Annotated in this window: 22 protein-coding genes and 2 pseudogenes; 17 read left to right on the top strand and 7 right to left on the bottom strand. The window is 59.6% G+C overall.

What is annotated here, in order from left to right; translation table 11 throughout:
- The 7 genes and pseudogenes from KBI52_RS08490 to KBI52_RS33435 all read left to right on the top strand — a co-directional run.
- The coding region (locus tag KBI52_RS08490) for a DUF3616 domain-containing protein (RefSeq protein ID WP_210806725.1) at positions 1 to 245 on the top strand (245 nt) is incomplete at its 5' end.
- Positions 246 to 527: 282 nt separating this feature from the next.
- Positions 528 to 917 carry an integrase arm-type DNA-binding domain-containing protein gene (locus KBI52_RS08485; protein WP_210806723.1) on the top strand — a complete coding sequence of 130 codons (390 nt, stop codon included), beginning with the start codon at positions 528 to 530 and terminating at the stop codon, positions 915 to 917.
- On the top strand, positions 914 to 1,708 hold the full coding sequence (locus KBI52_RS08480; RefSeq protein WP_210806721.1) for a site-specific integrase: 795 nt from the start codon (positions 914 to 916) through the stop codon (positions 1,706 to 1,708). Before KBI52_RS08485 ends, KBI52_RS08480 begins: the two co-directional genes overlap by 4 nt.
- Positions 1,709 to 1,714: 6 nt before the next feature.
- Entirely contained in the window at positions 1,715 to 2,395 is a 681-nt protein-coding gene (locus tag KBI52_RS08475; protein WP_210806719.1) for a hypothetical protein, read from the top strand.
- 99 nt (positions 2,396 to 2,494) lie between these two features.
- Positions 2,495 to 2,752 carry an AlpA family transcriptional regulator gene (locus tag KBI52_RS08470; RefSeq protein ID WP_173948588.1) on the top strand — a complete coding sequence of 86 codons (258 nt, stop codon included), beginning with the start codon at positions 2,495 to 2,497 and terminating at the stop codon, positions 2,750 to 2,752.
- A gap of 272 nt (positions 2,753 to 3,024) precedes the next feature.
- The gene (locus KBI52_RS34015) at positions 3,025 to 5,277 is read left to right on the top strand and encodes a hypothetical protein (protein WP_315974918.1); all 2,253 of its coding nucleotides are present in this window, start codon (positions 3,025 to 3,027) and stop codon (positions 5,275 to 5,277) included.
- Positions 5,274 to 5,414: pseudogene (locus KBI52_RS33435) on the top strand (hypothetical protein); the annotation flags it as partial. The gene KBI52_RS34015 and the pseudogene KBI52_RS33435, both read left to right, overlap by 4 nt.
- 266 nt (positions 5,415 to 5,680) lie before the next feature.
- Here KBI52_RS33435 and KBI52_RS33430 read toward each other — a convergent pair.
- From KBI52_RS33430 to KBI52_RS08440, 4 genes are all read right to left on the bottom strand, one after another.
- Positions 5,681 to 6,097 carry a transposase gene (locus KBI52_RS33430; protein ID WP_256439475.1) on the bottom strand — a complete coding sequence of 139 codons (417 nt, stop codon included), beginning with the start codon at positions 6,095 to 6,097 and terminating at the stop codon, positions 5,681 to 5,683.
- A 564-nt stretch (positions 6,098 to 6,661) separates the two neighbouring features.
- Positions 6,662 to 7,630, bottom strand: coding sequence for a tripartite tricarboxylate transporter substrate binding protein (locus KBI52_RS08450; protein WP_210806715.1), 969 nt, complete (start codon positions 7,628 to 7,630; stop codon positions 6,662 to 6,664).
- A gap of 25 nt (positions 7,631 to 7,655) precedes the next feature.
- The gene (locus tag KBI52_RS08445; protein WP_173948592.1) at positions 7,656 to 8,000 is read right to left on the bottom strand and encodes a hypothetical protein; all 345 of its coding nucleotides are present in this window, start codon (positions 7,998 to 8,000) and stop codon (positions 7,656 to 7,658) included.
- Between the two features lies 1 nt (position 8,001).
- A complete protein-coding gene (locus KBI52_RS08440; RefSeq protein ID WP_210806714.1) occupies positions 8,002 to 9,348 on the bottom strand; it encodes an acyclic terpene utilization AtuA family protein in 1,347 nt (448 codons plus the stop codon).
- 87 nt (positions 9,349 to 9,435) lie between these two features.
- On the opposite strand from KBI52_RS08440, the gene KBI52_RS08435 reads away from it, so the two are divergent.
- Positions 9,436 to 10,329 (top strand): LysR family transcriptional regulator, encoded by an 894-nt coding sequence (locus KBI52_RS08435; protein ID WP_173948596.1) that lies wholly within the window; start codon positions 9,436 to 9,438, stop codon positions 10,327 to 10,329.
- Between the two features lie 181 nt (positions 10,330 to 10,510).
- Here KBI52_RS08435 and KBI52_RS08430 read toward each other — a convergent pair whose 3' ends face one another.
- A complete protein-coding gene (locus KBI52_RS08430; protein ID WP_173948598.1) occupies positions 10,511 to 11,404 on the bottom strand; it encodes a LysR substrate-binding domain-containing protein in 894 nt (297 codons plus the stop codon).
- Between the two features lie 127 nt (positions 11,405 to 11,531).
- Between KBI52_RS08430 and argH the strand changes: the two genes are divergently transcribed.
- The 4 genes from argH to KBI52_RS08410 are packed head-to-tail and all read left to right on the top strand — an operon-like array spanning position 11,532 to position 15,524.
- Entirely contained in the window at positions 11,532 to 12,956 is a 1,425-nt protein-coding gene (gene argH, locus KBI52_RS08425) for an argininosuccinate lyase (RefSeq protein ID WP_210806712.1), read from the top strand.
- A gap of 25 nt (positions 12,957 to 12,981) precedes the next feature.
- The gene (locus KBI52_RS08420) at positions 12,982 to 13,890 is read left to right on the top strand and encodes an amino acid ABC transporter permease (RefSeq protein WP_173948602.1); all 909 of its coding nucleotides are present in this window, start codon (positions 12,982 to 12,984) and stop codon (positions 13,888 to 13,890) included.
- A gap of 3 nt (positions 13,891 to 13,893) precedes the next feature.
- Positions 13,894 to 14,658 (top strand): amino acid ABC transporter ATP-binding protein, encoded by a 765-nt coding sequence (locus KBI52_RS08415; protein ID WP_173948603.1) that lies wholly within the window; start codon positions 13,894 to 13,896, stop codon positions 14,656 to 14,658.
- 32 nt (positions 14,659 to 14,690) lie between these two features.
- A complete protein-coding gene (locus KBI52_RS08410) occupies positions 14,691 to 15,524 on the top strand; it encodes an ABC transporter substrate-binding protein (protein ID WP_173948604.1) in 834 nt (277 codons plus the stop codon).
- A gap of 78 nt (positions 15,525 to 15,602) precedes the next feature.
- Here the strand turns inward: KBI52_RS08410 and KBI52_RS08405 are convergent, their stop codons facing one another.
- Positions 15,603 to 16,151 carry a GNAT family N-acetyltransferase gene (locus tag KBI52_RS08405; protein WP_173948605.1) on the bottom strand — a complete coding sequence of 183 codons (549 nt, stop codon included), beginning with the start codon at positions 16,149 to 16,151 and terminating at the stop codon, positions 15,603 to 15,605.
- 152 nt (positions 16,152 to 16,303) lie between these two features.
- Entirely contained in the window at positions 16,304 to 17,446 is a 1,143-nt protein-coding gene (locus tag KBI52_RS08400) for a sensor histidine kinase (protein ID WP_210806710.1), read from the bottom strand.
- 859 nt (positions 17,447 to 18,305) lie between these two features.
- Here KBI52_RS08400 and KBI52_RS08395 point away from each other — a divergent pair.
- The 5 genes and pseudogenes from KBI52_RS08395 to KBI52_RS08375 all read left to right on the top strand — a co-directional run bounded on the left by KBI52_RS08395 (position 18,306) and on the right by KBI52_RS08375 (position 22,298).
- Entirely contained in the window at positions 18,306 to 19,736 is a 1,431-nt protein-coding gene (locus tag KBI52_RS08395) for a trehalose-6-phosphate synthase (protein ID WP_247654275.1), read from the top strand.
- Positions 19,737 to 21,101: 1,365 nt separating this feature from the next.
- A pseudogene (locus KBI52_RS08390) lies at positions 21,102 to 21,310 on the top strand (cold-shock protein).
- A gap of 142 nt (positions 21,311 to 21,452) precedes the next feature.
- The gene (locus KBI52_RS08385) at positions 21,453 to 21,662 is read left to right on the top strand and encodes a hypothetical protein (protein ID WP_210806708.1); all 210 of its coding nucleotides are present in this window, start codon (positions 21,453 to 21,455) and stop codon (positions 21,660 to 21,662) included.
- Positions 21,659 to 21,952: a hypothetical protein gene (locus tag KBI52_RS08380; RefSeq protein ID WP_210806706.1), complete on the top strand. Its 294-nt coding sequence runs from the start codon at positions 21,659 to 21,661 to the stop codon at positions 21,950 to 21,952. Before KBI52_RS08385 ends, KBI52_RS08380 begins: the two co-directional genes overlap by 4 nt.
- A 49-nt stretch (positions 21,953 to 22,001) precedes the next feature.
- On the top strand, positions 22,002 to 22,298 hold the full coding sequence (locus tag KBI52_RS08375; RefSeq protein ID WP_210806704.1) for a hypothetical protein: 297 nt from the start codon (positions 22,002 to 22,004) through the stop codon (positions 22,296 to 22,298).
- The last annotated feature ends 308 nt before the right edge of the window (positions 22,299 to 22,606 follow it).

Genomic DNA, 22,606 nt, shown 5'->3' with positions numbered 1-22,606 from the left:
GGCCAGCGTATGTTTTAAGGTGGCGGGATGCGGCGCACGACAATGCCTCTGGGGTGATCGACCCTAAGCGGATCGAGACTGTCGCCGAACTGCCTTACCAACTGCATGTGGATCATCCGGAAGGGATTGAACTCTGGCCTGAGGCGGGGGAAGGAGCCCTGCTGATCATCTACGACGCGCCTGCCCCGGAGCGAACTGACACTGACACATCCACAGTGCGGGCAGACGTGATCTGCCCGAGTTGACCAGGAGCAAGCGCGAGCTGAAGGGAGCGTCTGGCTACCTATGGGCTACCTGGAGAAAAACAGCTCAAAGGGCAGATGCCGGTAACCCTTTGATGTTGTTGGTGAGCGCGCTGGGACTCGAACCCAGGACCCTCTGATTAAAAGTTTGCGGTCCGGACTACTACCTATCCGACACTAACCGCCGCATGCCCTACTCTTGAAGAGTTTCGGCGGACGCTAGCCGCCACAGCACCGCTGATTTACGCTTCAGCATGGTAGCTAATTCGCTGAGTAGCAACCACCATGCCTGAAGCAGCCATCAAGATCACCAAGGCCGCAGTCGACCGACTTGCGCCGGGAGAAATCATCTGGGATGTCGAAATCCGCGGCTTTGGCGTGCGCTGCCAACGGCGTGATCGAGTCTACTTGGTTAAGTACCGCTCGCAGGCTAGGCAGCGCTGGTACACAATCGGCAAACACGGCTCCCCCTCGACGCCAGAGCTGGCCCGGCGGGAGGCCAAGCGGATCCTTGGCTTGGTCGCCGAGGGCAAAGATCCAGCCGACAAGAAGCAGAAGGACGGTTCCGCCCCGACCCTCAGCGCCTTAGCTGATCGCTTTCTGGAGGAGCACGTCGAGGCCAAATCCAAGGATCGCACTTACACCGAATACAAGCGCCTGATGAGCGGGTTGTGAAACCCGAGTTGGGCCGGCTGAAGATCGACGAGGTTCGGTCGTCGGACATTGAGAGGCTGCACCTGAAGTTCAGGGCTACACCCTACCAAGCCAACAGGCTGGTGGCGCTCCTGTCCAAGATGTTCAACTGGTCCGGCCGGCGTGGGGAGCGGAACCCGTGTGTGGGTATTGAGCGCTTCACGGAACAAAAGCGCCGGCGCTATCTCTCATCGGCCGAGTTGGCTCGCTTGGGCGCAGCGCTTGCTCAAGCAGAGGAGCAAAAGCTAAGGTCACCCTATGTTGTGGCCGCCATCCGGCTACTGGTGTTCACAGGCGCCCGGCTAACCGAGATCCTGACCCTGCGGTGGGATCATGTAGACTTGGAGCGGGGCTTCCTCAATCTCGCCGACAGCAAGACTGGGGCGAAAACGGTGTACCTCAATGCCGCCTCCCGCGAGCTCCTCACTGCCCTGCCTCATCTAGATGGCAACCCCTTTGTCATTCCAGGGGAGCGTCAGGGTAAGCACCTTGTGAACCTCGAAAAGCCCTGGCGCGCGATCCGACAGTTGGCACAGCTGCCGGATGTGCGCCTCCATGATCTACGGCACTCGTTCGCCTCGATAGGTGCGGGAGCAGGTCTCGGCCTCCCAGTCATCGGCGCATTGCTGGGGCATGCACAAGCCGCCACAACCGCGCGCTATGCTCATCTCGCATCCGATCCACTGAAGCAGGCTGCAGATTTGATCGGCGGACGGCTAGAAACAGCAATGCGTGCGGGTGAGCATCAGCCGGAGAAAGAACGCATCGAGTAGGTACCTATGCAAGAAATCAATATCTCTGAGGAATATGACAAGGTCTTCACTGTCGTAGAACGTCGCAAATTAGCCGACCTGCTGAAGGCGCCCATCAACAGGCTCAGTGACGACTTCAAGTATGATATTGTTCATTTTGCATGGTTGGCTGAAATGACATTCCGTTCGAATGACAATGGGCCAACACGAAAGCAAACACGCGAGTCTCTCAAAGACATTGAAAAGCGAACACAGGCCTTATTAACAGCTTTGAGCGATCTCGATCTAACCAGTAGGAGGGCTCTTCAAGAGGAAGCAATTCGGCAGTTCGGGCCCTACATAATCGCCATTGAAGACTCAAATGCGCCGGAATTTTATTCCGACTATGGGAAGAGACGCTACTTCGCATGGATCGTCCACCTTAAGCAGATTCATTCGTCCGCAAATCGAACCTCAGAACGGTTCCGAAAAAGCGGCCCCTCTGCAAATGCAGACCGCCAATGGACAGTCAACGAACTGCTCAAGATCTGGAGGACCTATGCGAAGCAGGAGCCGAAACTCTCTTACAATAGGCGGACACGGAGAACCACGGGTCCTTTTCTTGAGTTTTGCGAGATCGCATCAGGCCCTGCTGTCAAGGCAGGCGGAAAAGCTATCAATCTCGAGCGCGCAATTCGTGATGAATTGTATGGACGGGTTCAGCGCTGAAAAGCACAAGGTTTGATCCATAGTTATTTCAATTACTTAGCGGGGAAACTACGATGGACCGATCATAAGCCGACATAAGGCATCAGATCGGAGTCATTCATGTCTGCCCTTGTGACCAATGCAGGATCCGAGCACCTACCACACCAAGTCGGATCCGGAAATTACCTCACTCAAAACGAGGTCGCTGCACTCCTCCGTCTCTCGCCCCGCACCCTCGAACGACATCGCCTTGCAGGAACTGGACCTGCTTATGTGAAACTCGGCCGGAGGGTTGTCTACACGCGCGAGGCTGTCGAAGCCTGGACCGCCGTAAACACCTTCAGCAGCACCTCCGAGGCAGGAGGTCATCATGGCTAAGGCGAGGGAACTCCAACGAGGCGTTTCCGGCTTGACGCCTTCAAGGATCGCACGTGCGCGTGGCCATGCCCTCCCGGACTGGACGTACTTCAGTGAGCGCGAACTCGAACACTGCTTCGGTGTGCCAGACCTCTATTTTCACCATCTTCGCGTGACTGGGACGGGGCCCAAGTACCTGACGTTCGGCCTGAGGGTCCTTTACCACCGCAGGGATGTTGTAGCCTGGATCAAGGCGAACCTAGGCAATGCCACCTCGAAGGCCGGAGGCGGCTATGGCAAAGCCTAACCAAGCACAGCAAGGATCAGGCACCGGCACATTCAGTCTGATCAATGCAAGTGCAAAGCCTCAGCTTCAAACGCTCCTTTCTCGCTGGCTCCCAGATGGTCACCTCGTGGGATCTGAGTGGGTGGCACGGAACCCACGTCGGAATGACCGCCGCCTTGGATCCTTCAAGGTCAACGTCAACACCGGCCAGTGGGCAGACTTCGCCACCGGGGATCGCGGCGGGGATTCGATCAGCCTTTACGCCTACTTACACGGTGTCTCTCAAGGAGAGGCCGCCGGTCTCCTGATGCGGGAACTGAAGATCTCTAACAGCCGTGAGCGACGACATTCGCCTCCATTAAGCTCACGGGGGGCGGGGGAGCCTATCCTGTCCAATCCGCCTGCAAACGTGCAAACGGTGGGCTGCACCTTGGAGAGCTATGCTCGAACGAAGCAACTTTCCCTGCCCTTTCTGCAGAGTGTTGGTCTGTCAGAAATCACCTACCAGAGTGCCCCGGCTGTCAGGATCCCGTATAAAGACCAACATGGGAACGAGCCCGCGATCCGCTTCAGGATCGCCCTTGATAAAAGCGAGAGTGGGGATGACCGCTTCCGCTGGAAGAAGGGAGCCAAGCCCTGCTTGTACGGCCTCTGGCAGCTGCAGCACGACAAGCCTGTCGTCCTGGTTGAAGGCGAAAGCGATTGTCATACGCTTTGGCACCACGGCATCAATGCCGTCGGTCTGCCCCGGGCCAGCATGTGGAAGGAGGAGCGTGACGCTCCCCACCTGCAGCCGTTCGATGCCATCTACGTTGTCGTTGAACCCGATCAGGGTGGCGAGGCGACGCTGCGCTGGACCAGGCAATCTGCTCTGCGAGATCGCATCCGGCTCGTGCGGCTTGACGGCTTCAAGGATCCGAGTGCCCTGCACCTTGCTGATCCCGAGCGTTTCAACGAACGGTGGCAAGCCGCGCTGGCTGCCTCCATCTTCTGGTCTGATGAGGACAAGCAGCAGCAGAATATGGCCAAGAAGGAGGCATGGACCCAGTGCCAGGAACTGGCTCTAAGGCCTGATCTTCTCGACCATTTCGTCACCCAGTTAGGGCACGTCGGTCTTGTTGGCGTCGATCGAGAGGCCAAGCTCCTCTATTTAGCGGTCACGAGCCGGATCCTGGACCGCCCCATCTCCATTGCGGTGAAGGGGCCCTCGTCTGCAGGCAAGAGCTTCCTCGTCGAAACGGTGCTCTCGTTCTTCGGCCCAAGTACCTACTACGCTTTGACAGCCATGTCCGACCGCTCCCTGGCCTATAGCAAAGAGCCCCTGCAGCACCGGATGCTTGTGCTCTACGAGGCAGATGGCATGAACAGCGAAATGGCATCTTATCTGATCCGATCGCTTCTGAGCGAAGGATGTGTCCGTTATGAGACTGTCCAGAAAACATCTGACGGACTGACGGCGTGCCTGATTGAGCGGTCTGGTCCAACAGGCCTCATTGTTACAACAACCCGCGATGGCCTTCACCCTGAGAATGAAACGCGTCTGATCTCACTCACATTAGTTGATACGCCAGTCCAAACGCGCGCGATCCTGCGGGCGATAGCCACAGACGGCCAGCGGAACGAAGTGGATCGCAGTCCCTGGATTGCCCTGCAGCAGTGGATTGCAGCATCTAATGCGCAGGTCTTCATTCCATTCGCACAGGATCTTGCGGCATTAATCCCTCCCATTGCTGTTCGGCTGCGCCGGGACTTCAAGCTCCTCCTCAACCTGATCAAGGCTCACGCGCTTTTGCACCAGGCAAGTCGTCAGCGCGATGAGCAAGGCCGCGTGGTCGTCATTCTGGAGGACTACGCCACAATCTATGGCCTTGTGCTAGAGTCCATGGCTGAAGGCGTGCAGGCGACCATTTCCCCGTCGATCCGTGAGACGGTGGATGCCGTCCGTCAGATCGCAGGCCCAGAGGACACAGCAAGCGTCTCGGAGGTCGCTGCCTACCTCCAGCTCGATGTCTCATCAGCTTCACGTCGTTGTCAAACGGCTGCGCGGCGGGGATACCTGCGCAATGAAGCCCGCTCACGGGGCCAAACCGCCCGTTATGTCATCGGAGATGCTCTCCCACAGGAGCAGGCGATCCTGCCCACGGTGGAAACATTGTCGTCCCGCCGCGGCAGCGCCCATGAAGGCGATTGCACGATTGCAGACGAAACCGAAGGGCAGGATCCCCCTCCCCTCCTACAGCGGCGGCGGGTCGTTCTGTGAAGGCACGAGCGCTTCTCCGGGAACTTCGCCGGCGCGGCGTGATGGTCGAAGCCGAAGGTGAGCGATTAATCATCGACGGCCCGACACGAGCCCTCACGGATGAGATTGTGGCAGCGGTTCAGACCAAAAAGGCGGATCTTCTGCAACTGATCCGCCCGCTAGAGGACCGGCAATGCTGGCATGCCGAGGACTGGCAGGCGTACTTCGATGAGCGTGCTGCCATTCGTGAACATGATGGAGGGCTACCTCGTGTTGAAGCAGAGCACCTCGCACTTGAGGAAACGATCACGCAGTGGCTTCGGTTGAACCCGGATCCTGCCTCGGATCCGCGATGTGGCTGCGTCCATTGCGGCCTGCCCGAGCAGCCCGGCAATTCTCTCCTTCCTGTGCTCGCGCTTGGCGGTCAGGCTTGGGTGCATGACTGGTGCTGGGCGCCTTGGATGGCTGCCCTCCGGGATGAAGCGCGCGATGCTTTGCTGAGCGCGGGCATCCAGGTTGGGCACCCACGTGGTAGCTGTCGGAGGAGGAGTCGGTGACGGGGCGAAAACCCGCTTGCAGGCGAGGCTACACATGTCGATGTACAATCGCCACTACGCATAGTGGTAGAAGACGGCACCACGCTGGGATACGCGTGCGGCAGCCGCCGCCATTGGGCACCGGTACGCCGCCGGTAGAAGATCGCATCGACGATGCGCCGTAATGGATAGGTTTGCCGCCGTCCCGCTGGATGGCTGCGAGGGACAAGGGCCTCAAGCAGCGCCCATTCGGTATCAGTGAGGTTACAGGCATAGAGACAGGTTTCCGTAGCGGGGTTCCTCAACCGTCAAACCGCCTGCATTCGCCCCATGGTTCCTCGCGAAACCTATTCTGAATCAAGAACTTGATCGAGAAATAATATCGCTCACCAGCCTGTTATAGGTTGGTTACACCCCAGGCTACACCCCCGAGGTGTAACCACCCTGTAGGCTGCGCCGGTCGCATCAGTTTCAACTATCATTCCCAGCCTGAGGCCAAGGCTGAAAGCACTCATCATCCAGACCCATGTGGGCTGTCATCTGCCTTTGCAGATTCACGCAATGCAAAGCTTTTGATAAGCCAAAGCTGCTTCAGGGTATGCCTCCCTGCCAGAGCAGAAGATCGCCTTCGGGTCAGGCACTCGCATTCCGACGGCTAAATAAACGTCAGAATAACCCTCGGCTCTCAAACGCCGAAGCGGACCAAGCTCGTACGTCTCAGGAGTGCCAATTCGCGACATTAGCTCGGTTCGCCTCTTGCCCGGGCTGCGGCAGAGCCTGGAAGCGCTTGCACGCCCTGATGTAGCCGTTTCCAAGGACCTATGCGTGCTCGGAAACGGCTTATCTCTTCGTTCAGTCCCGCTGACCACTCACTCCGGCTGAATGCCAGCAGCTTTGACGATCTCAGCCCACTTCGTGATCTCAGTGCCGACAAACGCCTTCAGTTCCTCAGGCGTGCTGGACTGCGGCTCAATGCCGGCCGTGAGGAGCTTGTCCTGGGTGGCCTTGTCGTTGACCGCTGCCACCAGCGCCTCCCGCAGTTTGTCGACGACGGGCTTGGGTGTCTTGGCCGGCAAGAAGGCGGCAAACCAAGCGGCGAGGTCATAGCCCTGCACGCCTGCCTCGGCCATGGTCGGCAACTCGGGAGCCAGCGGACTGCGCTTGGCCGTCGAGACCGCAAGACCATTTGCCTTGCCGCCCTTCACCTGCGGCAGTGTGGTCGAGATGTCGGCAAAGACGATACTGATCTGCCCACCGAGAAGGTCGGTGATGGCTTGAGGATTGCTCCGGTACGGCACGCCTCGGATATCGACACCGCCTAGGGACTTGAGCATCTCGCCAGCAATGCGGGATGAACTCGAACCAAACCCGAAGGTGAGCTCGCCGGGTTTTGCCTTGCCGTGGGCAATAAGTTCCTGAACGTTCTTAGCCGGCACGGATGGATTCGTGATCAGTGCAAGTGAGATGGTGCCAAGCTTAGTGACTGGCTCGAAGCTGTTGATAGCGTCGTACGGCACGTTCTTCATCAGGCTCTGGTTGGCCCCATGCGTCGTGTTCGTGGTGATCAGCACGGTGTGCCCGTCGGGCTCAGCCCGGGCTACGTTCTGGGCGGCCAGATTGCCATTCGCGCCGGCCATGTTCTCGATGATGATAGACTGGCCCAGTGTCTTGGAGGCATGCTCGCCCACGATGCGGGCAAGAGCGTCCGTGGCGCTGCCTGCGGCGAAGGGGACGATGAACTTGATGGTGCGTGCGGGATAGGTCTGCGCTGTGGCAGGCAGGGTGGCTAGCACGGTCCCAGCAAGCGCCAAAGCAGCGGTCCAGGTTTTCACTCTCATGGTCGTCTCCTCCAGGGGATGGTTGTCAGGCGGCGCCTTGGGCTGGCGCTTCGTGGGGGTGGGAATCATCGGGAAGCTCAAGATCGAGCAGAGCGGAGCTCAGGCTCTTGCCGTGGGTGTCGAGGGTCAGCGAGCGAGTCACGCCGCCGCCGAGTGCCTGGCGCAGGACGAAGTTCAGGGCGCCGAGGCTCGGGATCTCGTAGCGGGTGACCTCGCCGGCCACGAGGTCGCCGAAGTGAGCCTTCACGCGCTCGGGCGTGAGGTTCTGGAGCAGCAGCGGGTAATTTCGTTCGTCATAGGCGATGACCGAGATGCTGGACGTGTTGCCCTTATCGCCGGTGCGGGAGTGAGCAATCTGGCGGAGCTTCATCTCAAGCCTCCACGTAGTGAACAGTGGGATAGACGAGGTGGCGCGGGATATAGGTCGAGAGAATGCCGACCACTTCGCGGGCGGACTTCGTCACGCCTCCCCCGCCTGCTGGACCGTTGGTGTAGAGGGTCTCGACCTCGTTGCCGATCCGCACGGCCTCGTCGAGGCTGTCGGTGCGCCCGACGACGCGGACCCGGACCTCATAGGGCTCAGGGTGGCCGCCATTTCCAGAGAGCCTTTCTCCGTGGAGCGAGTTGACGCCGATGAGATCGAAGCGCAGCTCCGAGGCGTGAACGCCGGTGATCCTCAACCGCTCCCTGACGATGTCGAGCGCGAGTTCGCCTCGGGCGCGAGCGCCAGGTCCAGCATAGGAGATCTGCCCCTCGCCGACGAAGCCTTCAATCGTACCGATAGACACCTTCAGGGTATCGGGCCTCGAGCGGCCGGCGGCACCTTGAATGAGGACCTGGTCAGGCCCGATCTCCTCTACGGTGACGCGCGAGAAGTCGGCGATTACGTCGGGGGTGAAGTACCGGGCCGGGTCGTGGATCTCGTAAAGGATCTGCTCCTTGCAGGTGGCGGGTGTGACCTGCCCTCCTGAGCCCGCCACTTTCGTGATGACAACGGACCCGTCTTCGCTGGCCTCGCCGATGGGAAAGCCCAGACGCGCAAGGTCGGCAACATCCTTGTAGCTAGGATCGGCGAAGTACCCGCCTGTCACTTGGCCGGCACATTCGAGAAGATGTCCGATCAGCGTGGCTTGGCCGAGCCGATGCCAATCGTCCAAGGTCCAGCCGAACTCATGGATTAGGGGACCGACGAAGAGCGAAGGATCGGCCGCCCGGCCGGTGATGACGATATCGGCACCGTTGGCGAGCGCCTCGGCAATAGGCTGCGCCCCGATGTAGGCGTTGGCTGACACGACGCGGCTGCCTGTATCGGCAACAGAAGCACCCGTTTCCTCGATGCGGTAATCACCTTTGGATAGATGGGCTAGGACGTCATCGCCGGTGACGGCCGCGACCTTGAGTCCAGCGAGGCCAAGCTCCTGAGCGACTGCCCGCGTGCGTTCAGCCGCGGCGATGGGGTTGGCCGCTCCCATGTTCGTGATGATCCGGATGCCCTTGGAATGGCAGAGAGGCAGAACGGCCCGAAGCCGTTCCGGCAGAAGCGGATCATAGCCGGCCGCAGGATTCTTGAGCTTGGCTTGCTGGGCCAGAGCGATGGTCCGCTCGGCGAGGCACTCGAACACCAGATACTGAAGGTCTCCCTTCTCCGCGAGCTCGATCGCCGGCTCGATCCGATCACCGGAATAGCCTGCACCTGCGCCGATCCTGATCTGTCTCATGCGTGCCTCCAGATCTGCCGCGCATTAGAGGTCGGATCCTTTCATCACACAATTGAAATGGTTGGATTACAGCAATAGACTGCATTTATGAATCCTGACCTCCGCCAGATCCGCGCTTTCGTCACTGTGGCTCAGCTTGGCAATTTCACTCGGGCCGCCAGCCTCCTAAACCTGTCGCAGCCGGCGCTCACAGTGCAGATTCGCAATCTGGAGGAATCCTTGGGTGTGCGCCTATTCGACCGCAACACCAGAACTGTCTCGCTGACAAGGATCGGTCGGGAACTCGTCCCGGCGTTGCAGCGCATCCTGCGGGACCTTGATGCCGTTGTCGCTGAAGCTCGGGATTTGGCCGCTCAGCGGCACGGCTTCGTGCGCCTTGCTGCCCTGCCCTCTTTTGCTGCGGGTGTCCTGCCGGAGATCATTGCCCAATTCCGGGAGGCAAACCCGAAGATCTCGTTCGTGATCCACGACGTGATCGCCAGCGGAGTTATTGCCCAGGTCCGTGAGGAGCAGGTCGACCTTGGACTGACAGGCGGCCGGATCGTCGATCCTGATTTCGAGGTGCTGCATACGACGCAGGATCACATGCACGTTGTCTACCCGGTCGGACATTCGTTTGGCGAGATGGAACAGGTTGATCTAGAGGCCTTGATCCGACATCCGCTTATTCTGATGCACCCGGCCACAAGCGTGCGTGCGGTGGTGGATGCCGCATTTTTTGCGGCCGGCCGCTTGCCTGTCATTGCGGCTGAAGCGACGTATATGTCGACGGCGGTGGGCATGGTGCGGGCAGGACTGGGGGCCGCCATCGTGCCCGGGTCTGCCATGGAAGTCCGAGCTGAGCAGACCTTGCGCTCGCGTCCTGTCGATGACCAACGATTTACCCGGGAGGTCTCGATCATCAAGAAGGCGGAGCGGACACTTCCGCCCGCCAGCGAGAGCTTTGCCCGCGATTTGATCCAGGCACTACAAACCGCCTGAGCAGAGCATCACAGCGTCAGCGGAAAGTCCGCAGCGGGCCAAATAAAGGTCCGCTCTCGCGCCTTTGCAGAATCTCGGCGTACTTCCGGAAGGTGCCAACTGCGGTCATTCAGCCCCTTGCTGGCAATGGCGAAGTCCCAGTCACATGGCTTTCTGGTTCGAAGTTCGGCGGATTTGACCTTCAGTACGCCTGCACCTCTTCCAATAGCCAATTCCGGAAAGCCTCCAGCCCCGGACGCATGGGGCGATCCTCCGGTGTCGTGAACCAATAGGCGTTGCGGCTTTTGAAGCCGAGACCTGCTGGATTGACCAATCGTCCTGCCTCGAGTTCCTCCTGCACGAGTCGGCGCGGAACAAGTGCGAGGCCCTGGCCGGCTATCGCCGCACGGATGACGAGAGAATAGAACCCGAACCGGGTCGTATGCACGGGCGTGAAGTCATCGAGCCCATGGGCCTCGGCAAACTCGCTCCAGCGCAGGGGCGTTTGAAAATGATCGAGTACGGTATAGCGGCGCACATCCTCCGCCGTTTCGATGCCACCCAGACGCGCAACGAAGGAGGCTGCGCCAACGAGGGCAACATCGCGGCCGAATAGGTAGCTGCTTCGATGCCCCGGCCACTCACCCTCCCCGAACCGGAAGACCCCATCGGCCGCTTCCTCCGTATCCGTCGTCACGAAAGTCGTGAACTGCACGTCGATCTCTGGATAGCGTTCCGCAAAGCGCGAGAAGCGCGGTACGAGCCACCGATCGCCAATGATCGGCAGCACATGGAGCCTGACGGACCAAGGCGAAGCCTTGAGGGCAGAGACCTGCGCGTTGCCCGCTTCGAGTTCCGCTAGGGCCCGGCGAACATACTTCACGTAGATCCGCCCGGCTTCCGTCGGCACGAGACCACGGTTGCCGCGAGCGAACAGGGAAACTCCCAATGTCTCCTCCAACCCGCGTAGATGTTTGCTCACCGCGCTCTGAGACAGGTTGACGGCCGCCGCAGCGGCGGAGGCCGTGCCGTGCTCGGCAACGGCGAGAAGGACGCGCAGGGCGGTCATGGAGCCCGGGAGGCGCTGGATCGACATGGAACAAAATAACCGAGGAGAGAAGAGGACCGAGGGCTCTTTCTATTCCAAAATAGAATATCAAGGCGACATAATTTCATTTGCCAGCCGAAGTTCCCCTTGGGAAACCAAAGGAAAGGAGATCGGCATGACATCGACAACTGTTCTGTGGGCCTCACGCTTCCGCTCGGGTCCTGCCCCAGAGCTCATGGACCTCTCGCGGTCCGATCCAAGCCATTTCCGCCTTGCGGCTTATGATCTCGCCGCCTCCTTCTCCCATGCGCGCGAGCTTGTGAGAGCCAAGCTCCTCACCCAGGAGGAGGGCGAGGCTATCCAGGCGGCTCTTGCCGACCTCAAGGCCGAAGTCGGCGCCAGATCCCTCCTTCCATCGGAACAGGACGAGGATGTGCACACTTTTCTGGAGCGTAAGCTCACGGAACGGCTCGGCCCCCTCGGCGGCAAGCTCCGGGCCGGACGCTCGCGCAACGACCAAGCGGCTAACGATCTCAAGCTCTATCTTCGCGATCAGGCTCGTCGCATCGTCATCGACCTGTTGGTCCTGCAAGATGCTCTTGCGCTCCAGGCGGAACAGCATCTCGAGACCGTAGCCTCTGGGTTCACCCATCTTCAGCCCGCGCAGCCGGTGAGCTTTGCGCACCAACTCCTGGCTCATGCTCAGGGCTTCGCCCGTGACATCGAGCGCATGCAGGATTGGGATCGGCGCGCGGCACGCTCTCCGCTGGGCGCTGCGGCGCTTGCCGGATCGGCCATCGCCAAATCGCCGGAATCCTCCGCCCGTGAGCTCGGTTACGACGCACCTTGCGAAAACTCCATCGATGCGGTTGGCAGCCGCGACCATGTCGCGGAGTTTCTCTTCGTAACCGCGATGACCGGCGTAAACCTGTCCCGTTTGGCCGAGGAGATCTTCCTCTGGTCCTCGCGCCAGTTTCGCTGGATCGCGCTCGACGATGCCTATGCCACCGGTTCATCCATCATGCCGCAGAAAAAGAATGCCGACATTGCGGAATTGACTCGCGGCCGGGCCGCGCGCCTCATCGGTGCACTCGGGACGATGCTGACCGCACTCAAGGGATTGCCCTTTGCTTACAATCGCGATCTCGTCGAGGACAAGCGGGCCGCATTCGAAGCCATCGATACCCTCGCCCTCGTACTTCCGGCCATGGCCGGAATGGTTCGGACGATGCGGGTCGATGTGGATGAAGTGCGCCGCCAAGCGACCGATGGATTCACGTTAGCCACCGAAGTGGCCGACTGGCTTGCGCGCCAGGGTGTCCCGTTCTCGGAGGCCCACGAGATCACCGGCCGCCTGGTGCGATATTGCGAGGACTGCAATATCGGCCTTGAGGATCTGAGCGCCAACGATCTATCGATCGTGGATTCGCGCTTGGACGCAGCCCTTATGACGAACCTAACGCCGGATGCCGCCATCAGGGCCCGAGACGGCTATGGCGGGACGGCGCCGCTTCGGGTCGCCGAACAGCTTGCCCGCCTGCGCATGGATTTTGTTAAACAGCGCGAATGGGCGATGCATTATGACGGCCCTCGGGTCTGAACAGGCACGAATGGAGAGAAACGGAATGAGCAGCACCACCGCACCCTCCTCGATCGGCACGGGGCAGACCGCGCGCTTCGATCCGTCGATCGCGCACCTGACTCATGTACCGCGCCGCCATTACGGACGCTGGATCGCCAGCGCCCTGATCCTCACGGCGTTCGCCCTTGTGGTGAAGGCATTCGCTGAAGGGCAGATCGACTGGGCCGTGGTCGGCCAGTTCTTCACGGCCCAATCCATCATTAGCGGCCTCGGCAACACGATCATCATGACGATCTGTGCCATGGCCTTGGGCATCACGCTCGGCGTTCTGTTCGCTATCTTGGTGATGTCGCCCAACCCGGTCCTGAAGGGCATCGCCGTCTTCTACATCTGGTTCTTTCGCGGAACACCCCTCCTCCTTCAGCTCCTGCTCTGGTTCAACCTTGCTCTCGTTTTTCCGCGCATCGGCATCCCTGGATTGTTCGAGGCGCGCATGGTCGATGTGATGACGCCTTTCGTGGCAACCCTGCTCGGCCTCGGCATCAATCAGGGTGCCTACACGGCCGAGGTCGTCCGGTCAGGCATACTGTCGGTGGATGCAGGCCAGACAGAGGCAGCCAAGGCCATCGGCATGACGCGCCTGACAACCCTGCGCCGCATAGTCCTTCCCCAGGCCATGCGGGTGATCATTCCGCCGGTGGGCAACGAAGTGATCAGCATGGTGAAGCTCACGTCTATCGCCAGCGTGATCGGCTTCGCCGAAGTTTTGCGCAACGCGCAAACGGTCTATTATGCCAATGCGCGGGTGATCGAGCTTCTGATCGTCTCCGCGGGCTGGTATCTGATCATCGTGACAGTCCTGAGCATCGGCCAGCATTTCCTTGAACGCTACTTCGCGAGGGGCTCAGGCCGGCGGTCTCGTCCTGCCGCGCCCTCGGCTGTGGAGAGCTGAGCCATGATGCCTGTCGTCGTCGCAGCCGATGTGCGCAAAACCTTTGGGTCCGTTCAGGCGCTCAATGGTGTGTCGATCGAAATCCCCGCCGGGCAGGTGCTCTGCATCGTCGGCCCCTCTGGGTCGGGAAAGAGCACGCTCCTTCGCTGCATCAACCAACTCGAGCGGATCGATTCCGGAGCCATCTGGGTCGATGGCGAACTCGTCGGCTATCGCCGTGTCGGGAACAAGCTCTATGAGTTGACAGATTCAGAGATTGCCCGCCAACGGCTGACGAGCGGCATGGTCTTCCAGCGGTTTAACCTGTTCCAGCACATGACGGCCCTTGAGAACATCATTGAAGGCCCGGTGACGGTGCAGAAGCGCCGCCGCAACGAAGTCACCGACGAGGCAATGGTGCTTCTGGAACGTGTGGGGCTTTCGGCAAAGCGCGATGCCTATCCATCGGAACTCTCCGGCGGGCAGCAGCAGCGCGTCGCGATTGCACGCGCCCTCGCCATGAAGCCCAAGCTGATGCTGTTCGACGAACCGACCTCGGCGCTCGACCCGGAGTTGGTCGGCGAGGTTCTCGCCGTCATGAAAGATCTGGCGCGTTCGGGCATGACGATGATCGTCGTGACGCACGAGCTTGGATTTGCACGCGAGGTCGCGAACGAAGTTGTCTTCATGGATCGGGGAGCCATTGTGGAACGGGGCTCACCGCAAGAGGTGCTGGTGCACCCGCAACAACAGAGAACCCGCGATTTCATCGCCGCGGTTCTCGCTTGACGAATGTTCCCCTCAGGAAAGGACAGACGACAATGAAACTGACAGCAGGTCTGCTCGCGAGCGTGATCGCTCTGGGCTTTACAGCCCCGTCCCACGCAGCGGAACTACCGGATCGCATCAAGAAGGCTGGCAAGATCGTCGTCGCGACGATGCCGAATTACGCGCCCATCACTTTCAAGGATCCGGCTACGAACAAGCTCACGGGCTTTGACATTGATCTGGGCGAGGCTCTCGCGAAGGAACTCGGCGTTGGAATCGAATGGCAGGAAATCGCCTTCGCTCAGATGATCCCGTCGCTTCAGACCGGACGTGTCGACATCGCACTCGCTGGCATGAGCGATCTCCCGGCCCGCCGCGAAATCGTCGATTTCGTCGACTACATGAAATCCGGCGCGCAGTTCTACACTTCACCCGCCATGGCGGCGACCATCAAGGCGCCTGAGGACCTGTGCGGCAAGAAAGTCGGCGCGAGCCGCTCCACCAACTGGCCCCGCCAGATCGGCGAATGGAGCCAAGCCAACTGCGTGGCGAAGGGAAAGTCGGCCATTGAGGCCATCGGCACCGAGGGATCGGCTGATGCCCGCACGCAGCTGAAGACGCAGCGCCTCGATGCTGCCGTCCAGGGCAACGAGACCCTGCCGTACTTCCAGTCGCAGGAACCAAACAGCTATGTACTCATCGGCGAGGCCTTCACGGTTTCCCTTTCCGGCATTCCCGTTCTGAAGACCGAAACCCAACTGCGTGATGCGATCAAGGAAGGTCTTGAGCGCCTTCAGCAGAAAGGCGTCTATGATGAGATCGTCAAGAAATATGGTCTCCAGGCCAACAAGCTGACGCCCATCGGCATCAATCAAGGCACGGACTAAATCTGGACATGGGCTCACGCAGTGATGCGTGAGCCTTTTTCTCATGTTCGGTTCACGCCAGCGAACATCGCTGCGCATTCAATGATTGCTCTTCCGCTCCTGGGCCATGAGCGCCGGCAGATCATCCCAGACATAAAGATAGTTCTGGGAGCGCCATACAGGACCCGGATCGGTATAGCTCCCGGCCCTTTCTCCTCCCATTCGTTCGTAGAACGCGATGGCCGGATCGTTCCCGACAACCACACCAAGTCCGACGCCGTTGTAGCCGGCCTCCATCATGTGGCGCGCAAGGTGAAGCAGCAGATTACGGCCAACGCCTATGCGGTTGAAGGCGGCTGCCACATAGAGAAACTTGACCTCGGCTCGGCCCTGAAAGATGTCGTCGGAGGCTGGTCCGGCTGCACCGAATCCTGCCATTTGCCTCTCCGCTTCGGCAACCATAACGATCCGCTCGCTTTCGGCGTTTGAAAGCATACTCTGCCAACGGGCCAGCCTGACCTCCTCCGTCACCGCGTCGAATGCAGTTTGCGGAGCAAGACCGCGATAGGTCTCCCGCCACGTATGAAAATGCAGCCGCGCAATCGGCAGAACATCGGTCTTCTGTGCCAAACGGATCGTGATGGTCATTTTATACCTTGTTACTTCATGGCAGTTGTTCTGCTCCAACGTCTCCTATGGGTCATCCTGAATCCTTGGGCGAGGTTCTGCGAACGTCCCGATACCAATCCATTGTCGAAATACGGCCAAGTTCAGCCCAGTGCCAGGAGCGGTTGATTGCCTTAGCTCACCAGTGGAGCGTCGACTGAGCATACGACGCCCGTCTTAGAAAACTCAATCCGTACCTCGCCCGCGAGTTCGTGAGCCAGGCTGCGCTCGATGAGCCGCGTGCCGAAGCCCCGGCGGATCGGCTTCTGGACAGGCGGTCCCGCCGTCTCCTCCCACAGCAGATGCAGGCGCGGAGGAGTGCTCGTGCCATCCAGCGTCCAATGGACTCGGATCTGCCCCGTTCCGTTGGACAATGCCCCATATTTCACGGCATTCGTCACCAGTTCCTGAAGCGCCATCGCAAGCGGCAGCGCCATGCGCGGCGGGACCTGTACACTCGGGCCCTGGACGTGGATGCGGCTCTCGCTGCGGCTGCGGTATGGCTCGACGGCCTGTGCGACAATGTCGTGAAGCGCCACATGTGCCCAGCTTCGGTCGGTCAGCACATTGTGAACCTGCGACAGCGCGATGAGACGGCTCTCGATGGCGTCCGAGGCATGGTCAAGCGAGGGCGCGTTCCGCAGTGTCTGCGAGGCAATGGACTGCACCGTCGTCAGAGTGTTCTTCACCCGGTGATTAAGCTCGCCGATCAGAAGATCCTTTTCCCGCACGGCCGCTCGCAGCTCGTCCACGACCCGCAGGCGCTCGATGGCGGCGCCAAGGAGATTGGCGTAGCTGCGGAGGAACTCGATGTCCGATTGCGTGAAGTCCCGGGGTTCGCGGCTGTCCACCTGAAGGACACCGAAGGGAGGACGCCCCTTGCTGCTCAGCACGAGAACGTTCACAAACGCCTTGACCCCATGCTCCTTCATAAAGTTGTGGTACTCGAAGCGATCCTCCTCATCGGAGTTCTTCGAGATGACCGCCCCCTCCTTGAGGGTCAGCCCCTCCGGTGAGTTCTCGGCCGCCGTGACAGTGACCCCTCCGATGATCCCTGGTCTCCAGCCGACGCCCGCACGAACCTTGAAGGTATGGCCATCAGGCAGGAGTTCCATGAGCTTGGCCAAGTCGGTTTCAAGCGCCCGGCTGATGAGCTCGCAGGCCCTGTTCAGGATGTCATCGATGGTCTCGGTCTTGAGCGCAAAGTCCCCGAACTCTGCCAAGGCCCGCTGCTGCTCCAGCAACTCCTCTTGGTCGGTATCGTTTTGGTCAGGCATCTAATCGAGCTTCGCCGTGGTAAGAGGGTGTTCAATTCCCCAAAGGTTCGAGGGTTCCGAATGCCTAACGTGGTCCACGGAAGCATTACATCGCCACCACCGACAGGAAGGCTCCCTGGGAGCGCAGACACTTTTCAGCAAATCGCCTTTATGGAGCCCAACACGCTTGATGAGGTGATTTGGGAGTCCATGGAGGCACACTATGCGGCGGGATGATCATGGAATTCCAGTCGTGGAAGATGATGTCGTCCTCCGCAAGGTAGCCGTGGCAGGGCTCGAAGAGGCCGGGTGTGAGGTCACAGAAGCGGCTAGCGGAGGGCAGGTCCTCAGGTTCCCGCAACCCGGGATTGCTGTCGATGCCCTATGGACCGACGTTCGCATGTCGGAGGCTCAGAGCAAGGAGGTGGCGAGGGCTTATCGCGAGCGTTGGCCTGCCTATCGTTATGTGACAGGCCCTGCGGAGTTCATGCAGCCTGCCCCTCAAGGTGCATTCTCTCGAAACCCTCCAACCTCATTCAGATGATCGGCCTCTTGAACGCATTATCGGCCAACGGTGGGTGCCAGCTGAATGCAGTGTAACGATACTCAGTAATAAATTTATTCAGTCGTCTTCAGCGAAGCAGCAAGGGCACAGTTCCTGCTACGGGCAAGTCTGTGGCGCTGGCTTGACTGTTGAAACCTCTCAGCGGCTCGGGTCGGCCCTGCCGATCTCGCTCCTCAGCCACCATAGCCAAATGAGAAGCTATCTGCTTCCCGGTCCAGAATGGCCTCTACCTGCCTGACCAAGCCCATGTGCGGTGTTTGCTAGCGTGTTCGTCCTTGGGCTACCCTCCAGCATGCTACAAAAAGGAAGACGCCTTTGCGACGGCTCGTTGTCATCTCCAATCGCGTGGCTATTCCGGACGCCACCGGAAAGGCCGCTGCAGGAGGCTTAGCCGTGGCCCTGCACGAGGCCTTGCAAGCTTATCAGGGGCTGTGGTTCGGCTGGAGCGGTAAGGTGTCAGCCCATCCGGCGGCCCAGCCCAAGATCATCGACAAGGGGCAGGTGCGGTACGCCGTTATGGACCTGACTTCGCTCGACCGGCAGGAATACTATAACGGTTTCGCCAACCGGGCGCTCTGGCCCATCATGCACTATCGGATTGGTCTGTCCGAGTTCTCGCGGGCTGATTACGCAGGTTACTTGCGGGTCAATCGGAGTTTCGCCAGTGCACTGGCTCATCTGATCCAGCCTGACGATCTCATCTGGGTTCATGACTATCACCTCATCCCTCTTGCGAGCGAACTGCGGGCGGTCGGGATCACCAACTCGATCGGATACTTCCATCACATTCCCTGGCCCGCTCCTGAAGTGTTTGGAGCTCTTCCAGGCAGCACAGAGCTCCTGCGCGTCATCCCGGACTATGATCTTGTGGGTGTGCAGACAGAGCGGGATGCCGACAACCTCAGACGCAGCCTCGTCCAGGAACTTGGCGCCATCCACCGCAGGGCCGATCTTCTCGACGTCGGAAGCCGCCGTGTTCGCATTAAGGGCGCCCCAATCGGCATTGACGTCCATGGGTTCCAGCAGGCCGCCCAACGCTCTGGCTCGAGCCGGCTTCTGAAGCAGACGATTGCTGGATTGGGAACCCGCAAGCTGATCATCGGGGTTGATCGGCTGGATTACTCAAAGGGCATTCCGGAGCGCATGGAGGCGTTCGAGCGCTTTCTGGTCAACCATCCGGATCAGCGGGGACGGGTGACCTATCTGCAGATCGCCCCAACCAGCCGAAGCGAAGTGCCCGAGTACGCGACCCTCAGCCGAGTTGTGAATGAGACGCTGGGGCGGATCAACGGCTCCTTGGGTGAGCCAGGCTGGGTGCCGATCCACTATGTAACCAGCACCTATTCTCGTGCAATCCTTGCACGCCTCTATCGGCTGTCTCGGGTCGGCCTCGTGACCCCTATTCGGGACGGGATGAACCTGGTGGCTAAAGAATACGTGGCCGCGCAGGACCCGGAGGATCCTGGTGTGCTCATCCTGTCGAAATTTGCCGGAGCGGCTGAGGAGCTCACCGATGCCCTCATTGTCAACCCGAACGACAAGGTCGAAGTAGCCGAAGCGATTCAGCAAGCGCTGCACATGAGCCGTGAGGAGCGGGTCGCACGCTGGCAGGCGATGTTGAGCGTTCTGTGGGTCTCCGATGTCTCGCAGTGGGCAGCGTCATTTATCAAGGATCTGGCCGGCCACAAGGCAAGCAGAGCCCGCAGCAAGATTGCGCTAGCCAAGAAAGAGAATGAACATCGCTAGGAGCCGGATATGGAGGACCGCGGGATTTGTTGCGACTCTGTGTTTCCCACCCCAGGACTACAGCCTGTCCATGCGGATCCATCGTTGAACGAGTTGTGATGGCGGACGTCCACGACAGCCTTGCATGAGAGTTTTTGGGTCAATAGTTAATGTCTAGTCCTTTGCGGCGAACTCTTTCGCGGTTTCGGTAGAAACCTGATTGTGTCCTTGGATCCGCGGCTCAAGCCCATTTACATCACGTGGCCCCATTTCTTCACCGCTCGATACGGCTGCACCACAATTCCTCCTGCACGAGGGTACGGGGCTTCGGAAGAGAGGAACCATTCTTGGAATGGCGACATGTTTCAGCTTTGGCCATCGGCGGTCCGCTCGCCCCGGAACCCACGAGGCTGATTGGTCAAAGGGAAGTGATGGCGCAACAGTCACTAAGACGGGATCAGGACAACCAGCTTTGCGACAGGTGCCGTGAGCACGTCGTTCTAAGTTGGACCTGATCTGCGAACTCCCATCTGGTCCCGTCAAACTGGTCAATGGGAAGCGCGACAATATGAAGATTTCGAACCTCCCTGGGGAGGATCACTGCAACGGAGATCACCTTTGCGCAGCGTCGCTCGGATTGGCTTTACCGTCGATCCCGTCCGCCGAAGAACAGACGTTCAAGCTCGGCTTGCCCTTTCTCGCGGGCTTTAGACTCGGATGGGTGCGGCCGGTCCGATCGTTGGATCAGCCTGCCACGCTCTCGAATACTCCACTGAAAGTGTCCTGCCGGCTTCTCGCAGGGCATGACCTCTAGTGAATAAGGGTACATGGGTTCGGTGTTCATGGAGAGCTTATGGCACGCGCGGGCTTCTCTGGCCAGTGCAGTGATGGCTCGATGATCAGCTGACGATAAAGGACGTGTCGTACGCTGAGACCTTGAGCGGATTGGGTACGTTGTTTTGCCTGCCATCTGAACGTCGATTGTTTGCCTCGCGAGTTTGGCATGCCGGCGAATATGCCGGAGACTCAGCGATGCGTGGCATTTTCCCAACGAGTGGAACCTTTTGTTGGGTTTAGGGAGCGCATCGTGCGGAAAACTGGGTCTAATTTGTCCGCACGATGCGCTAGATCTCTCCTCGAATTGCATCGGCTGCTAACGGGACCCGCCCAAATTCAAAGTAAAAGCAGTCAACACTTGCAATTCGCGTAGAAAAGACTCATATAACAATTATCGGATTTTGGCCGGACAATCGGGTCGTTTCGCTTTTGGTTTTTCCAGGCGCACGTTCGGACTTTCTTACCATTACATCGATGAACCGGGTTGCGGCCGCGCTTTGGCGTGCCTTCGCTCACGTGCATCTGCGACAATCCCGAATGGCTACCCCTATGATTACGGGCACTGAGCAATTCTACAACGAGATGAAGGGCTTCGGCTTTATCCACCGGAACGATGGCAGCAAGGACGTGTTCGTCCATGCATCCACTCTTGAGCGCGCCGGCATGCGCAACCTCATCGAAGGCCGAAGGTGGCCTTCGACACAGCGAAAGACCGCCGCTCTGGCAAGATCCCCGTCAATAACATCGAGAACGCGTGATCCACGATGACAGGCTCAGTACATTATCTGTGCCGCTAAGCCTTGAAGCCGCTCCCGCGTGTGGGGCGGCTTTTTCGTTTGTGCCACCCAAGCCCCGCAGCGCTCGCCCACGCGTCAAGGCCCAGCTTCAGGAGAAAACAGAATGTCTCACAAGTATAAACTTCATCAGTTGGTTCGCATCACCCATCCGAACTTCTCGGACAAGCGTGCCAGTTCAAGCGGCATCTACGAGGTAACGCGTCTTATGCCGGCCGATCAGACCGGCGAAGTCTGGTACCGCATCAAATCGTCCGGCTTCGGTGAGCGCGCCGTGCGCGAGGGCGAAATCACAGCCCGGGTGTCCGAGATTTGACCAATGGCGAAGCCTTCTTCCACGGATCGCAGATCTACGAACCGCTCGTGCTGCTTCGACGGGGCGATGAGATCCTGTACGTCGCCCGCGTTGGCATGAAGGCCTCCCGGCAGTTTATGATCCTGACGCCCACGGGCGAGCCTGCTTGGCCGCATGAGCCTCTCGGCAGCCTCTCGGATATCGCCTGGGCGCTTCGAGCACATCAATGGCACGATGTGACGCCTGAGCCCGTTGGCCAAAACGAGCGCTTGGCCAAGACCCTGGCTCGCCTGCTGATCGAACGCACTTAAGTGATCGACTCTCCAGTGGATGCGCCGGGAACGGATACGGAGGAACCAGATGACGACTGATCAACCGACCAATCTCGATGCTCATCGCGGCATGGCAGCCCAGAAGGCTACTGATCTTCGACGTCTCCGGTCGGAAGTCGAAGCCGACCAGGAAGCACTGCGTATGAGACAGGCGGAACTCGAGGATCTGCTCGCAGCCGCACCTGCCACTGATTGGCACGAAGCGGCTGAGAAGGCACGCTATCTGCTTGGCCTCCTCGCCCAGAGTTTGGATGCAAGCGATCTACGCCGTCGCAAGCTGATCGACCATGTTCTGGCTGACTTCGACCACTTGCTCGGCAAGTAAAATCAGTAGCGCTTTCTGACGAGCTATTCATGATCCCCTGGGCCCTCCTGGACACGGCAAAGATCCCTGGTGACGAAGGAGAGTTGCGCCTCAAGAAACGCGGGGCCGAGTTCTCCATCATGCTGGGCAGCAACGAGTTGATGAACAGCCGCCTCAGTGGCTCCGAGGAGGCGCTTGCTCAACTGGCGTGTTCGATCAAATATGGGAACGGCACCCGAAGGTGCCGTTTCTGTTGCTAGGCTATCCCGAGCCCCGGATGGTTACGCCGCGAGGCGCACTTCACCCATGTCAACGTTGTCGTTGGCATT

The sequence above is a fragment of the Microvirga sp. HBU67558 genome (assembly GCF_018069605.1).
GTDB classification, from domain to species: Bacteria; Pseudomonadota; Alphaproteobacteria; order Rhizobiales; family Beijerinckiaceae; genus Microvirga; species Microvirga terrae.
This window is presented reverse-complemented; position numbering and strand designations above follow the sequence as displayed.